This is a genomic window from Kineococcus sp. AC630 (genome assembly GCF_979255925.1).
Map to the genome: position 1 here is coordinate 41,863 of NZ_CEEDMJ010000023.1, position 13,634 is coordinate 55,496.

The window sequence follows — 13,634 nt, forward strand, 5'->3', positions numbered from 1 at the left end:
GACGTGAGCAAGACGGAACGCGATGTGCTCGCTGAGCTCAGCCCTGAGGAGATGTTGCTGTTGAAGCGGGTGCTCGAGCTGGAACGGGCGCGGCTGCACGTGCAGAGCGATCTGACCGACGACATCGTCGGCGTCGTCAAGGAGATCATGCCGTGAAGCTGGCCAACATCACCCTTGAGAACTTCCGGCAGTTCAAGGGTCGGCAAAGCTTTCCCCTGCGGGGAGACAGCGGCAAGCCGGTCACCCTCATCTTCGGGGCGAACGGCGCGGGGAAGACGACCCTGCTCAACGCCTTCATCTGGGCGCTCTACGGGCAGCTCACGGAGGACGTCGAGGTGCGCGAACGATTGATCACCGATGTGGTCTGGCGCCGGGCCTCAGCGGGGGAGCAAGTTCCTCTTGCGGTGGAGATTGAATTCGATCACAACGGGTCGTCCTACCGTGTTCGCCGCTCCGCGGTGGTGCGCAAGGAAGCGGACGAGCAGCCTGCTGTCGCTGGTGATGTCGAAGCGTGGGTCACCGACGAAGCAGGGGTCAGCTCTCAGATCGGCACGCCACAGCCGACGATCGAGAGCATTCTTCCGCACAAGATGAGTCGTTTCTTCTTCTTCAACGGTGAACGCATCGAAAAGCTTGCCCAAAAGGGAGCGTACGCGGATGTAAAGAAGGACGTGCGAGCTCTTCTGGGATTGACGCAGGTCGAGCGGGCGCTGCAGCACTTGCCGACGGTGGAGCGGAAGCTCGCGGCTGCTCTGCGCAAGCACGGTGGCGAGAAGGCGGCGGAGATCCAGAAGCGGATCGAGGATCTCGAAGACGCGCGCGATCAAGCTGAGCAGCGTCTCGAGGTGTTCCGGGAGGACCTCAAGCAAATCCAGGCTGAGGCTGACGGTGTCAGGGACCTCCTCCGTCAGCACCAGGAGGCGCGCCCGCTCCAAGAAGAGCGGGAGCGCGTCGAGGCTGAACTCATCCGGACGCGTGCTGCGCGGGAGAAAGCTGTCCAGGACAAGAAGCTGTTGCTGGCGACACGCGGCTTCCTCGCCTTCGTCGGTCCGGTCGCTGATCGCACGGCCACGATTGCCAAGAACCTCTACGAGAAGGGTGCCCTGCCGGCGCCCCTCAAGCGGGACTTCGTCGATTCGTTGATGACCGACCAGGCGTGCATCTGCGGTACGCCGCTGCACGAGGGCTCCGACCCCTGGCGACGAGTTCACGAGTGGCGGATGAAGGCGGGCTTGGCCGAAGTCGAAGCCGCGTGGCAGCAGCTGGAAGGTCAGCTGTCTCAGCTCTCGGGAACGCGTAGCGATCTGCGCTCCCAGGTCGCGCAGGCCATCGATCTGATCGATAGCCAGTCAGAGTCGGTGCGCACCCTCGAGGAGCGCTTGCAGGACTTGGACCTGAAGATGGGGAACCTTCCTTTGGAGGAGGTGCGCAACCTCAACGCCAAGCTGGCCGATCTGGAAACCCGCATCGCCGATCGAAATCGCAAGATTGGTGCAGAAGAAGGCCGGTTGATCGAGACCCGGGGGGAACTCGCTCGGGAGATCACTGCTCTGGAGAAGGCGGAGGTGGTGGACAAGTCCGCTGCGTTGGCGCGCGAACGGATCGCCATGGTCAGGCGGGTCCACAGCGCGCTGCAGGAGATTCTCGCCATTCGGGAGCGCGAGATGCGGTCGAAGCTGGAGAAGGAGGTGCGTGAGGTCTTCGCCGGCATCACGACACGCCCCTTCGTGCCGGTGCTCGACGAGAGCTTCGAGCTGGGACTCTTCCAGGAGGTGGAGGGCGGGCTCGTGCCGGTGGCCAAGTCCACGGGGGAGAACCAAATCCTCAGCCTGTCGTTCGTCGCCGCTGTGTCGACGGTTGCGCGTCAAAGTCGCGGTGCCTGGCACGCAGAGGAGGACCTTGGCGCGGACTGGGGGCAGTACCCCATCGTCATGGATGCTGCCTTCGGGTCGCTGGACCAGAACTACCAGCGGGACGTCTCGCAGGCGCTCGCTCGTCTAGCTCCGCAGCTCGTGGTCCTCGTCTCGAAGAGCCAGGGCCTGGGTCAGGTGCTGGGTGAGCTTCGGGTACACACCAACCACATCGGCGTCATCGTCACGCATTCGACGAACACCAGCCGCCAATCGGAGGGCATCGACATCTTGGGAACCACTTCCCCGTACATCGAGAACGCCGCGGACGAGGACTGGGCTGAACTGAAGGTGGTGGACTGATGGTGCAGTACGACGTCCGAGTGCGTCGCCCTTCTGATCACGAGCTGCTGCTGGCGCGCATGCGCGAAGATGCCGGCTTCCCGACGATGCGCGATGCCCTCCTCTTCGCAGCCGCTCTCGGCATCGCAGAAGGCCGACGGTCGCCGTTCTCGAATGCTGGTGAACCGATCCGGTACGAGACCATGGTCGAACCCGCGTTCGCCAGCACGTTGATCAACATGATCGCCGCGGTCACGCACGAGAACGATGCTGAGATCTTGGACGGCGAGCGCCTCGGTGAGCGTGTGGCTGTCTTCGCGGAGTACGCCAACGGTGGCTTGGACTACCTGCAGGAGCAGATGAACATCCGGCACCAGCCGCTCGACGTGCTGGTGCAGACGTTGGTGGTCGACAGCCTGGCTGATGCGAGGACGAAGAACGCTGCTTCGGTGAGCGACCTCCTGCAGGCTGTCGACTGGTAGTGCGCCGGGGTGGGAGGACCTTCCTCACCCCGGCCCACGCCTGCCTCAGGCGGCTTGGACCAGTCCTTCGATGGACCTCCGGGTCGTGTCTCCAGCCAGGGCGCCGATGCCGCGGTGCAGGTGCGCGTTGAGGGTGCGCTGCAGAGCGTCCTCGTCGACCGACCCGAGCTCGCGGTGGGCGCGCTGGACGACGAGCGCGCGGTAGACGTCGGCGTACTGACCACCGAAGGTCTTCCACGTCATCTCAACGTTGGAGTCGGTGACGACCTCCCGGACGAGTGGCATGCTCGCGTCGGCCAGCGACGTGCACAGCGCCCACCGGCAGAGCACGTTCCACTGCTTGACGCCGGTATGGCGCTTCAGCCGGCTGAGCTGATCCTTCGCCTGCTGAGAGAGGCGGACTGTCTCAAGCGACATGAGCTTCCTCCACGCTCCACCAGTACCCGGGACGAACCGTGGTCTGGTGGTGCTGGTCGTCGTGGTCGAGGACGTAGGTGTGGGCGATCGACGGGGCGAGCCGATGCAGCAGCGACTCGTCGATCTCCTCGTCGGTGCTGAGCAGCAGCACCTGGGTGCCAGCTGCGGGGAAGTAGCGATCCACGAGGTGCTCGCGGTGCTTGCTGTCCAGACGCCCCAGGGGAGTGTCGATGACGGCGGGCAGGCGGTGCCCCGCCACCTTGGCGAGACCCCACAGGAGGGCGATGGCCAACAGCTGACGCTCGCCCGCGCTCAGACGGCTGGCTGGCAGCTCTTCTCCATGGCGGTCGACGAGGGTGACGGCGAACGTTCCCGCGTCGATGCGCAGGTCCTGGACGAGCCCTTCCTTGCGCATGAGCTGGCTGAAGCTCTCGAGGGTCGCTACTTCGATCTTGCTGATGTGTTTGGCGACGAGCCGCTGCTTGAGGGCGGCAAGGGTATCCCGCACGCGCCCGGTGTGCTCCAGCACGCGGCGGACGTCTTGGCCCTTGACGGCGTGCTCACGTCGAGCGGCTTCGACCGACATAAGGCGGGCGTTGAGACCCTCCAGCTCTTGGCGGCGACTTGCTCGTGCTTCTACGAGCACGCGCTCGCGCTCCTCTTGGCGCACCACTAGACGGCGTGCGTCCTCGCGGTCTTGTAGCCGGCTGGCGATGACGTCGTCGGCCGGCACGCCGGCCAGCTGGGAATCGAGGTGTTCGAGTTGCTCGTGGGCGTCTCGGCTCTGCGTACGCATCGCCTCGGCACTTTTGCGCTCCTGCTCGAGCACGACAGGCAGCTCGGTGAGGCGCTGGCGGGTGCTTTCGTCGAGGCCCAGCACAACGGGTTCGGCGGCGTGAGTGAGCCGCTGCTGCCGCTCCTCAGCGAGCACTGCGCTGAGCTTCTTGGCGGCCGTCGCGGACAGCTGCCCCAGCAGCCAGGCATCGCGCGACTCGAGCTCCTCAACGAGACGGGCATTGCGCTGGGCCACATCTTCTGCAGCAGCCTGCTCGCGGAGCTCGTCAAGCTGAGCGTGCACCAGAGCTAGGGGTAGCGCTCCCTCGGCCAGGTGGCGCAGCTGCTGACGGGCGTCGTCCAGCGCCCCCGCGGAACGCTGGCGCTCTTCCTCCAACTGCTTGCGCTTCTCGTAGAGGACGCCGCCGTCCTTCTCGAAAGCTCGTGTGGTTTGCTCCAACTCGCGCCTGGCTGCGGCGGTTTCGTTGGCGGCCGCGGCGGCGCGTTGGACGTCCAGCTCGTCATCTTGCTGCATCCGTTCCACCGCCGCCCGCAGCTCATCGGCTTCCCGATCCAAGGCTTCGTCGCCAGTCGGTGGGGTCTGGCGACGTTGCAGAGCGAGCAGATCAGTGCGTAGCTGGTCGAGCGTTCCAACGCCCAGGAGGGAGTGGACCGCGGTCTCGACCACGGTCGACGCCGTCTCCGGGTCGGCGAGTGATTCGATCTTCTCCCCGTCGAAGAAGAAGAGGCTGGCGATGTCGAGAGGCAGCAGCTCCTCGACATGGTCTGCCCACGTCGAGGACAGCGCCGGCTGGATCTTGTCGTCGATGAAGACGTTGACGAACTCCCGAATCGCCTTGCCGGAGGTGTTCCACGTCCGCACGACGCGGTAGGTGCGCTCGGCCCCCTCGACGTCGACGGTGAAGGTGAGTCCGATGGATGCACCTTCTTCACCCGGGACGTCGCGGTTGATGCTGGCGCGCAGGAAGTCTTCCCAGCTCTGCTTTCCGCGATTCGACAGGCGCGCACGGTTGCCGTAGAGGACCAGCTGCAACGAGTCCAGGAAAGTGGTCTTTCCGCCGCCGTTGAGGCCACCGATGAGGATCACCGGCTTGCCCGGCCGGGTGCGTAGATCGATGACCTGCTTGCCCTTGTAGACACCGTAGTTGTGCAGTACCAACTCAGTGAGCTGCATCGAGCGAGCCCCCCGCCACGTCGTCCTGCGTGTCGTCGACCGCACTCATCGTGAGCTGCTCAGGCGACACCTTGCCCTTGCGGATCTCACGAATTTCAAGCATGAGGCGCCCGCGCTGGGCGGCATCCTCCTCGCTGTCGTAGAAGGACCGGCGCACCGACTTCTCCAGGGCGTCGAAGAGACCGGCGCGTCGCGCCATGGTGCGGAACTGCCTTTCCACAGCGATGAGCGAGCGCGTCATCTCGAAGTGGAGGTCGTCGCCGTCGCACAGCTCGCGCAAGATGTCGACGTCGTCAGCGCCGAGCGCCACGTGCTCATCGAGCGGACCCCCGGGGAAGGGCTGACCGATGACCTCTTCGTAGATGCGGGGGAGGCGGTCTTCGATCTCGTGCTTCTCGAAGACCCAGATGCGACGGATCTCGTGCAGCTCGTCCAGGGTGATGAGCTCGAGCTCACGGACGTCCACCGGTCCCTTGGCGCGGACGACCTGCTGAGCCTGCAGCAGGTCGCGCAGCCACTCCTCACGCACGTCCTGCTTGTACGGTCCGGGGACGGTGGTGTGCTCGCTCTTGTGGTTGAGGTAGAGCGTGACGTGCCCGCCCATCCGGCGGAAGTCGCGACGCTCACGTTCAGCGCCGAGGAGCTCGTCGCGCTTTGCGTCGCCCGGCTTAGTGCGGGAGCCGCCGTACGGGTCGAGCTTGTTGCGCAGGTTGAGGAGCGGACCCATCCAGGCCTTCTCCTCGTCGTTGAGGACCATCGCCGTCATCGACTTGTCCTCTTCGACGAGGGTGCACGTCCAGCAGCCGAAGCGGGAGTCCCCGCAGCTGGGCGTGGTGTCGTCGACGACGAGCGGGCACTCGGAGTCGTCGCTGGCCGACTGGTACATCGTCAGCAGGTCCTTGTTGGAGTGTCCCCACGGGTTCTTCCGCTGCATGAGGAATTTCCACACGTCATCGCTCGTCCACGCCTCGATGGGGCTGTACACGAGGCTGTTCGGCAGGTTGCCGTTGGGGGAGAGGCGGTCACGCACGCGGTGGCGCTCGTAGCGTTCCATGCTGCGAGCACGGGCCTGGCTCTCCGCCTTGCGGGTGCCCAGCACGAGGATCGCTTCACCGTGGCTGGCGACGACGTTGCGGATGAAGGTGTTGCTCGGCTTGATCTTCAGCCGCTCGGTGCACCAGCGGAACTTCGGCCGCGGCGATGGGTAACCCTTTCCGATGAGGCTCACCCAGAAGGTGTCCTTGACCTCAGGGGTCAAGCGGTTGGGGTGGATGGGCAGCTGCTGCTCCTCAGCGGCCGCGCGCATCGTCTCCAGGGACCGGTTCACCCATGCGGCGACGATGGGGTTCTCGACGAGGGTGTCGGTGCTGATGACGTACACCGGTTTGCGTCGCTGCTCGAGAGGCAGCTCCTTGATCGCCGTCCAGACGATCTGGAGCACGGCGGTGGAATCCTTGCCGCCGGAGTAGCCGATGACCCACGGCACTTCGTCGGCGGTGTACAGCTCGCGGACTTCGTCGGTGAGCTCAGTGATGACGTCGCGCATGGCGCGGCCGCCGAACGACTTGCTGACGGTCGTGGTGCTCACAGCCGGCCCTTCTCGTAGGCGTCTTCGATGCGCTGCTCATCCGGGCTCAGGGGCTGCCCGAGGCACGTGCGCAACACGTTGGTGGTGAGGATGACGTTGGTGCTGGCCTTGGAGACACGGCCCCCGACGAGGGCGCGTCCTTCCCACAGGCTCGTGTTGGCCCTCGCCCAGTCCACGTTCTTCAGCTTGGACAAGGTGCGCTTCCACTTGGTCGGTTCAGGTGTCTCCCGCAGGAGGGTGTTACCCACTCGCCCAAGGGCGTGGAGCGCGATCCCGTGGCTGTGGATGTACTCGGCGCGCACTTCGCCGGCCGGCATCTGCCCGTGACGGACGGCGCTCCACTCCGGGATGTGCTGCGCCACGGTCTCCCAGTACTCTCGGGCGTAGTCCGCGGCTTGCTCCAGGTTCTCGTACTGCAGGCCCATCAGCAGGTGGTGTGTGGCGTTGTACACCGCGGACAGGGTGAAGAGCTTTCGCGACCGAGCGGACAGGGTGCTCCGCTCCATCTCGACGATGGTTCGGAAGAATTCCGACTTGAGCACGATGAGCCGAGCGATCCCGGAGTCGTCGTCGCGGTGGTCGTAGAGGACGCCGATGCTCTTGGCCGGCCGGACCGCGTGCCGGTTGAGGTCGGCGAACATCTGCTGCGAGCGGCGCAGGCCCTCGTCGGTGAAGACGACGATGGCGATCGTCTCGTCCGCCAGGCTCGGGTCCTCCTTCATGGCTTCCTCGATGGCGGCCCGGCGGTGCTGGCCGTCGTTGATGAGGAAGCGGGAGTCCATGGAGATGTGCAGGATGCCCAGGCGGTGGGCTTCGGTGCTGTTCTCGTCGACGGGCACGAAGGTCATCTCGCCGTCGACGCTCGCGGTGAGCGCGCTGAAGACGTAGTCATCGCGGTTGCCCACGACGTACTGCACCAGCGCGGGCAGGCGCCCCTTGTTGAGGGTCCGCTGGGCGCGCAGGTCGGCGGGCACGTCCTCTTCGTCGAAGAGGAAGAGGCGCGGCAAGTACCGCAGCGGGCACATGATCACGTAGTACTCGCGATGTGCCTGGATGCCCCGCATCGCGGGAAAGGAGACGGCGAAGCCGCCAGCAGGAGCTCCGGCGGGAGCGGCGGGACGTGCGAGCTGGCGTGTGGCCATGGTCAACACTGTAGTACGTGACTAGAATGACGTACAACGGGTGTCCACAAGACGTGCAAATGTGATCATGGAGGTCCACGATGCCGGTCTACCTCGACATGGCGGCGACGACTCCAGTGTCGCACCGCGTCGGCGCTGTAGTGCTGCAGTACATGCAGGAGGAGTTCGGCAACGCCGGCAGCCGCACTCATGAGTGGGGCAACCGGGCCAAGAAAGCTGTCGCCGGTGCCCGGGCCGAGCTGGCCGAGAGCCTCGGTGCTCAGCCCGACGAGCTGATCTTCACCAGCGGCGCCACCGAGTCCGACAACCTGGCCGTCCTCGGCCTCGCCGCGGAGGGCGAGCGCACCGGCCGCAAGCACATCCTCTCCAGCGCCACCGAGCACAAAGCCGTCCTGGAGCCGTTGGAGCACCTCGCTGAGCGCGGTTTCGAGGTCGAGCTGATGCAGCCGGGGCCCACCGGCCGTTTCACGGCCGAGCAGGTGCTGCAGCGGGTGCGTCCCGACACGCTGCTCGTCTCCCTCATGCACGTCAACAACGAGACGGGCGTCGTGCAGCCGGTGCGTGAGATCGCTGAGGCACTCGTGCAGACGCCGGCCTTCTTCCACGTCGACGCCGCGCAGAGCTACGGCAAGGTCGCACCCGAGGACCTGCACGCTCCCATCGACCTCGTCAGCGTCAGCGGGCACAAGATCGGCGCCCCCAAGGGCATCGGCGCCCTCGTCGTGCGCCGCCGTAATTGGGCGCGTGTCCCGCTCGAGCCCTTGATGTACGGCGGCGGTCAGGAGCGGGGTCTGCGTCCGGGAACTACGCCCGTGGCTCTAATCATGGGTCTGCTCGAAGCGTCGCGCGAACGCCGAGAAGACCTCGATGAGTGGACCGCGGCCTCACTGCGCTTCCGCAAGCACCTGCTCGAGGTCCTGGCCCCCCTCGGTGTCCAGGTCAACGGCGACCCGGAGCACTCCGCGCCGCACATCCTCAACGTGTCCTTTCCCGAGGTCGACAGCGAGGCGCTCGTCGTATCGCTGCGCGACCTCGCGGCCATCGCTACCGGCTCGGCGTGCACGAGCGCCAGCTACACGCCCAGCCATGTGCTGGTGGCTATGGGTTTGGACCGCGAACGCGTCGACGGCGCTGTGCGGCTGTCCTGGTGGGGGGAGCCGACCACGGACGTCGACGCGATGCTCGAGGCGGTCGAGGAGCTCCAGCTCGCCGCGGTGTGAGCTTCAGCCCTCCGCCGTCGAGGCGAAGGGCGCCTTGACGAGGCGGTGGCCGCGCAGCGCCCGCCCGCAGCGTTCCAGCTCAGCGGCCCAGCCCTTCTCCGTCCCGATGAGCTGCGGGTTGGCGTACAGGCCGACCCGCACCTCGGCGTCGGTGAGCCGTCGGTACTTGGCCGCGTGGGGGTCGTCGGGGGCCAGGAACTCATGCTTGCGGTGCAGCAGCGGCCGGTTGGGGGAGTCGGAGTAGTCCCGCCGGGCCGCCTCGAGCGAGGGCAGGTCGGCTGTGTATGACCACGTCAGCCGCGGGTGTGGGTCGGTGTCGAAGTCCGGGTAACCGAGCCAGGAGACCTTGCGGCCGTCGTGGTGCAGCTTCACGAGGTCCCAGCCCTCCGGCCGGCCGGCCGCGACGGCACCGCAGTGCTCGTACAGGCGCAGCACCACCGGCATCCGGTCCACGGCGCGGCGGTGCACGTACAGCGCCGACGGCGTCAGCTTCCCGACGCTGTTGCGCATCGCCCCGCGCAGGTACGTGTCGTCGCGGATCTTCAGCAGAAGGCGGTCGGCGCGCTGGCACGCCTCCTTGTAGGAGGAGAAGAAGCGCCGCACGTCGATCTGCGCCGACAGCGGCAGGGTAGAGAAGGGGCTGCGGCCGGAGAAGAGCTCCATGCCTAGGAGCAGGAGCGTGTTGAGAGTTGTGCGCTTAGCTCCGGCCTTAATCTTCTCCGGGTCCGCGGCCTTGAGCAGCAGCCGCTGCAGCTCTGCGGTCGTTAGGTGCCGCAGAAGAGGAATCATCGCCTCCGGCACCTCTTCGAGCTGCGGCACCCGGCCACGCTGCTCGAGAAAGTCGACCGCCGCCGCGAGCGCCTCCGTGGTGGTGCTGCTCGCCAGCCACTCGGTGTCCGGCGAGGTGCGCCGGGCGAGGAAGGCCAGCCGGTCCGCCTCGTGGCGGAAGGCGTAGACGACGCCGGGAGCGGCCACCACGGCAGCCGCTCCTGTGACCTCAGCGACAAAAGACCGCAGCTCCGCCGGAGTGAAGAGGTGTTGAAAAGTGCCGCGCCGCGTAACGACACCGTCGGCGAACTCCTCGCCGGATACTTTGCGACTCTCCCACGTCAGGCGACCGCTTACAATGAGGGCACCGCGCGCTAACTCCCACGCCGCGCGAAGAGTCGCTCGTCGCTCAGCAATATCATCAATAACGTTTAGAACGTATAATAGCAAAACTAGTTCAGAGGATGCAGGCGGCCTGTTATTTTGAAAATATGGGTCCCAGCCAGCCGCCGCATAACCCGCGTCCCTGAGATAGCGGACATCGTAGCCCCGGCCGCTGCCGTAATCCAAGATGTCTGAGTTTGCGCTCAATAGGCCGTCGACTACAGCTTGGCGGGCAGGCATGGAGAGACCACTTCGAGTGATAGCAGTGAGATGCCGTCTGCTATTCCACATGAACCAAATCATCCTCAAGATGAGTGTGTTGAGGGCGTTCAACAAACTCGTGGAGTCGCTACCTCAGCGATTAAGACCATAATCACCGCAGCATAATGAAGATTATACTGGTAAAGCCTACAGTCTAGGTATCCCCAGAGGGATACCTAGGCTGATAGTCAGGCGTCTGCTTGCTTCAGCAGAATCAAACGCTCTGCTATGAATTGGACAGCGGACTTGTTCAAATCGTCAGCTGAGAGGGAGCCGGATCGACCCGCCGCTTTAGCTTGTCCCTTCAAGTGGTTAACGACCCCATTCCTCCAGGCCGCGCCGAAGTTAGAAAGAAGATTCTGACCTCCTGGCGGCTTTACTCCAGGCGCAATCTTACTAAATTCAGTCCGCACCCATGATCGAGCACTGGCCATATCTGCAAAAGCGGTCGTGGGTGCCAACAAGCCGAAAACCATAGCTGAAGTCAAAGCGCGCCGTGCCGGTTGTGTGAACACAACGTTGCCTGTCACGCCATACGCCGAGCCGTCCCAGTAGGATGGCTCGTCAGAAGACACGCCTTTTAAGCGAGGGGCGATTCGATCATTCATTCGTGCTGTAAACCAAGTTGCAAAATCGGAATGGGTGGCAGTCGCGAGATCAGGGCTCTGCATATAGTCGCTGAGTGACTGACGATGCTTATAGAGTTCGGTGATCGCGGCCATAGCTGCCTTTTGGAAAACAACTTGAAAAGCTAAGGGATATGCATTCTTGACCGATGATGCTGTCCGATTCGCCTCTGCCTCAGGGCTTTCCTCCACAGCGATAGCTCGAAGGTAGGCTTCCCGGCCCTGCGGATTTAGTGCTGCCCATTGTTCAAAGTTCCCATTGGGCAAGTCAAGCTCTCCCATACGCGTAAGCAGCTCGCGATAGGGTTGGAAGTCAGCGAAAAAGTCAGTGATAAATCGCCCTCGGCTCTGTCGGAATGCGTTTGAGGCGGTCTTAATTGAGTCGCGCGAGAGGGCAAATGGTTTCTCGCTGGATTCCGCTTTGTCGACTTGGTCGAGCAGAATTTTCTTCAGAGGCTGATTGGCAAAACGGTCAGCGAGGAGCTGCAGTTGCTCTCGTGCAGCGTCATAATCTGAGCTGCTAATCTCGAGGTCCCCTATGACGAGGTCGACGAGCTCATATAACGTCAAAGTCGTAGTAACAGTGAATCCTTTGTCAAACTTGGCGGAGTCAATTTGCCAATTTACAAAAGCAAGAGGGAGGCGTCCATTGGTATGGATTCGAGCCGAACTCGAAAGATCAGTCTTATCTGCCGATACTTCCTGTTCGAGTAGGTTACGCATGCAAACGGCAATCAAGTCTCGATCGTCGAGAAGTATCTCTCGATTGTCTGGGATAGCGCGAGTATTCTGGTTGAGGTCCATAAAGATGCTGCGGCTTGTAGCCAGGACCGAGGCAGTCTCTCCGGGAGCGACTGTGAATCCAGCGTGCTCGTCTAGGACAAGAAAAATTACCGGAAGACTGCTTCGCCGCAATCCTTCTTTCCAGGGGAAAGAGGGTGTGTTGGAAGCTAAGCGAATTGCGGAAAACCGATGCTGACCATCAATAATGACGGCCTTGATCCTATCTTTGTCCCAGGACAAGTGGCCAAGTGATCCTGACGGATCAGCCGGCTTGATCAACACCCCCCCGATATCGAGAACGCCGCCATCTTCAGGATGGAACTCTCCGTAGCTATCGGCGACGAGATGCGTTTCTTCCGCTACCGGCAGGAGGACAACTGTCAATGAATTAAAGAACTTCAGTTGTCCAGACTTCTCTAGGTACGGGAGTATCTCTTTCTCCACCCGCTCTTCGTTGACGTCACGCTGAAACAGTTCATCAAAATGGACGGGACGTTTCGGGTCGATGACCGTTTCTTGTGCGCGTAGCAGGTCTCCCAGTGCATCATCTACATTCATAGTGACTGTAAAAAATGGGAGGCTACTGTTACCAATAGAATATTGACCACGATTGTATACGTATTCGCGCGTGAAGTTAGCCTTCTTGGAGGCTAGCAGCGTGAGGTCTGTCATTCTGTGCTCCTGTTCAAGTATGGCTGTGAAAGGCGGATAGATAAAGCCTCGGCTAGCTGAATGACCCGTCGCTCGAAATTTTCCACCTCGTCGACTTCGCTTACATCAAGGTCGCCGAGAGGCTTGTCAGAGGATTCACTATTTGGGAGGTAGTTAGTGTTGTTTGGTGCGGCATACATATGTATGCCGCAGTCCACTATCGAAACTTCAGCCTCGCGAAGGTACTCGCGCAACTTTGAGTCCATGGATAGATGCTGGCCAATGCGTTGTCTGAAATTGCTCGCTAAACCTACATAAAGCGGACGCTGTAATGTAGATGCGATCTCAAGAATCCAAGCTCTATCCGACCGATGCATCGCGGAATCAAATAAAATTGACGATTTCCATGTAGTCATAGCCGGGAGTGAATCTTGAACCGAAACGTCATAATAGGGCGGTATTGGTCCATTAAATCTCCGCACCGGATTGGCGACCCAGCTACCTAAAACCTCACCGTCTTCAAAATCAATCATCTTTGTAAAATCTCGGACCCAGCAGTAGATGCCCGCCGACTGTGGAATAAGACTGCCGCGTTCCGACGGCCCCAATTCGAGCAACTCGGATGCCCTTACATACCAGCTTTGCATGCGCACTCCTCCCTCTCCCTAGATTCTGAGCCTACCGGAGAGTGGGCATCTTGTCTCGAAGTCCAATTCTCGCCCACCTACCTGCCTGTCTCTAAGGCAGTTTCGCTTCATCGAATCGCCTTTGACTGATCAGGCGGTATGGTGTGACAATTATTGAGCTCGAGGAGCTTGTGATATAAGGCGCTCAGGAGTTCCAGCTATCCGTCCATTGTGCCACGCATCGTCTTGATAAACGGATCAGACTAACGTTCTCAATGTCCCGCCCTGGAGTCGTTTGCCTGAGTGGGGTGGTCATGATTAAACACCGAGGGACCAGGCGAGCTATGCGGTCACTATGACCTCTCCTGCCTGCGCCGAGAAGCCCGCCCAGTCGGCCTTTTCACCTGTCCGACGTCGCGGTCGTAATCGGCTGAGTATGTCGCCGGGCTGGGCGCTCGCCAGCGATAAGTGCTCTGCCTCACGTGGCCGGCTGCATGCCACCACCGACCGGCAGGCAAACAGGTG

General features: G+C 62.6%; 11 protein-coding genes. 4 read left to right on the forward strand and 7 right to left on the reverse strand.

All coding sequences use genetic code 11. The features are described 5' to 3' along the window. The first annotated feature begins 3 nt into the window (after window positions 1-3). The 3 genes from AC0I8G_RS21185 to AC0I8G_RS21195 are packed head-to-tail and all read left to right on the forward strand — an operon-like array spanning window position 4 to window position 2,674. Window positions 4-156, forward strand: a complete 153-nt coding sequence (locus tag AC0I8G_RS21185; protein ID WP_471731700.1) for a hypothetical protein — start codon at window positions 4-6, stop codon at window positions 154-156. Continuing rightward, window positions 153-2,213 carry an AAA family ATPase gene (locus AC0I8G_RS21190; RefSeq protein WP_471731701.1) on the forward strand — a complete coding sequence of 687 codons (2,061 nt, stop codon included), beginning with the start codon at window positions 153-155 and terminating at the stop codon, window positions 2,211-2,213. The genes AC0I8G_RS21185 and AC0I8G_RS21190 overlap by 4 nt, the downstream gene beginning before the upstream one ends. Further along, window positions 2,213-2,674, forward strand: a complete 462-nt coding sequence (locus AC0I8G_RS21195) for a DNA phosphorothioation-associated protein 4 (protein WP_471731702.1) — start codon at window positions 2,213-2,215, stop codon at window positions 2,672-2,674. The genes AC0I8G_RS21190 and AC0I8G_RS21195 overlap by 1 nt, the downstream gene beginning before the upstream one ends. Before the next feature lie 45 nt (window positions 2,675-2,719). Here the strand turns inward: AC0I8G_RS21195 and dndE are convergent, their stop codons facing one another. From dndE to dndB, 4 genes are read right to left on the reverse strand one after another with little or no spacing between them, the layout of a single operon-like run. Then, window positions 2,720-3,091: a DNA sulfur modification protein DndE gene (gene dndE, locus AC0I8G_RS21200; RefSeq protein ID WP_471731703.1), complete on the reverse strand. Its 372-nt coding sequence runs from the start codon at window positions 3,089-3,091 to the stop codon at window positions 2,720-2,722. Next, a complete protein-coding gene (gene dndD / locus AC0I8G_RS21205; protein WP_471731704.1) occupies window positions 3,081-5,060 on the reverse strand; it encodes a DNA sulfur modification protein DndD in 1,980 nt (659 codons plus the stop codon). Before dndD ends, dndE begins: the two co-directional genes overlap by 11 nt. Further along, a complete protein-coding gene (gene dndC, locus AC0I8G_RS21210; protein ID WP_471731719.1) occupies window positions 5,047-6,606 on the reverse strand; it encodes a DNA phosphorothioation system sulfurtransferase DndC in 1,560 nt (519 codons plus the stop codon). The genes dndD and dndC overlap by 14 nt, the downstream gene beginning before the upstream one ends. A gap of 38 nt (window positions 6,607-6,644) precedes the next feature. Then, on the reverse strand, window positions 6,645-7,790 hold the full coding sequence (dndB, locus tag AC0I8G_RS21215) for a DNA sulfur modification protein DndB (protein ID WP_471731705.1): 1,146 nt from the start codon (window positions 7,788-7,790) through the stop codon (window positions 6,645-6,647). An 80-nt stretch (window positions 7,791-7,870) separates the two neighbouring features. Here dndB and dndA point away from each other — a divergent pair, with 80 nt between their 5' ends. Next, window positions 7,871-9,010 carry a cysteine desulfurase DndA gene (gene dndA, locus AC0I8G_RS21220; RefSeq protein ID WP_471731706.1) on the forward strand — a complete coding sequence of 380 codons (1,140 nt, stop codon included), beginning with the start codon at window positions 7,871-7,873 and terminating at the stop codon, window positions 9,008-9,010. Between the two features lie 3 nt (window positions 9,011-9,013). Here the strand turns inward: dndA and AC0I8G_RS21225 are convergent, their stop codons facing one another. The 3 genes from AC0I8G_RS21225 to AC0I8G_RS21235 all read right to left on the reverse strand — a co-directional run bounded on the left by AC0I8G_RS21225 (window position 9,014) and on the right by AC0I8G_RS21235 (window position 13,130). Continuing rightward, window positions 9,014-10,465, reverse strand: coding sequence for a DNA phosphorothioation-associated putative methyltransferase (locus AC0I8G_RS21225; RefSeq protein ID WP_471731720.1), 1,452 nt, complete (start codon window positions 10,463-10,465; stop codon window positions 9,014-9,016). A 146-nt stretch (window positions 10,466-10,611) separates the two neighbouring features. Continuing rightward, window positions 10,612-12,504, reverse strand: coding sequence for a DNA sulfur modification protein DndB (locus tag AC0I8G_RS21230; protein ID WP_471731707.1), 1,893 nt, complete (start codon window positions 12,502-12,504; stop codon window positions 10,612-10,614). Beyond that, window positions 12,501-13,130, reverse strand: coding sequence for a GIY-YIG nuclease family protein (locus AC0I8G_RS21235; protein WP_471731708.1), 630 nt, complete (start codon window positions 13,128-13,130; stop codon window positions 12,501-12,503). Before AC0I8G_RS21235 ends, AC0I8G_RS21230 begins: the two co-directional genes overlap by 4 nt. Window positions 13,131-13,634: the final 504 nt, after the last annotated feature.

Excerpts from the sequence above, each read along its gene's own strand:
- AC0I8G_RS21235 (WP_471731708.1), bottom strand. The coding sequence starts at position 13,130 with ATGCAAAGCTGGTATGTAAGGGCATCCGAGTTGCTCGAATTGGGGCCG.
- AC0I8G_RS21195 (WP_471731702.1), top strand. The coding sequence starts at position 2,213 with ATGGTGCAGTACGACGTCCGAGTGCGTCGCCCTTCTGATCACGAGCTG.
- AC0I8G_RS21225 (WP_471731720.1), bottom strand. The coding sequence starts at position 10,465 with ATGATTTGGTTCATGTGGAATAGCAGACGGCATCTCACTGCTATCACT.
- dndB (WP_471731705.1), bottom strand. The coding sequence starts at position 7,790 with ATGGCCACACGCCAGCTCGCACGTCCCGCCGCTCCCGCCGGAGCTCCT.
- AC0I8G_RS21230 (WP_471731707.1), bottom strand. The coding sequence starts at position 12,504 with ATGACAGACCTCACGCTGCTAGCCTCCAAGAAGGCTAACTTCACGCGC.
- dndA (WP_471731706.1), top strand. The coding sequence starts at position 7,871 with ATGCCGGTCTACCTCGACATGGCGGCGACGACTCCAGTGTCGCACCGC.
- dndC (WP_471731719.1), bottom strand. The coding sequence starts at position 6,606 with ATGCGCGACGTCATCACTGAGCTCACCGACGAAGTCCGCGAGCTGTAC.
- dndD (WP_471731704.1), bottom strand. The coding sequence starts at position 5,060 with ATGCAGCTCACTGAGTTGGTACTGCACAACTACGGTGTCTACAAGGGC.
- dndE (WP_471731703.1), bottom strand. The coding sequence starts at position 3,091 with ATGTCGCTTGAGACAGTCCGCCTCTCTCAGCAGGCGAAGGATCAGCTC.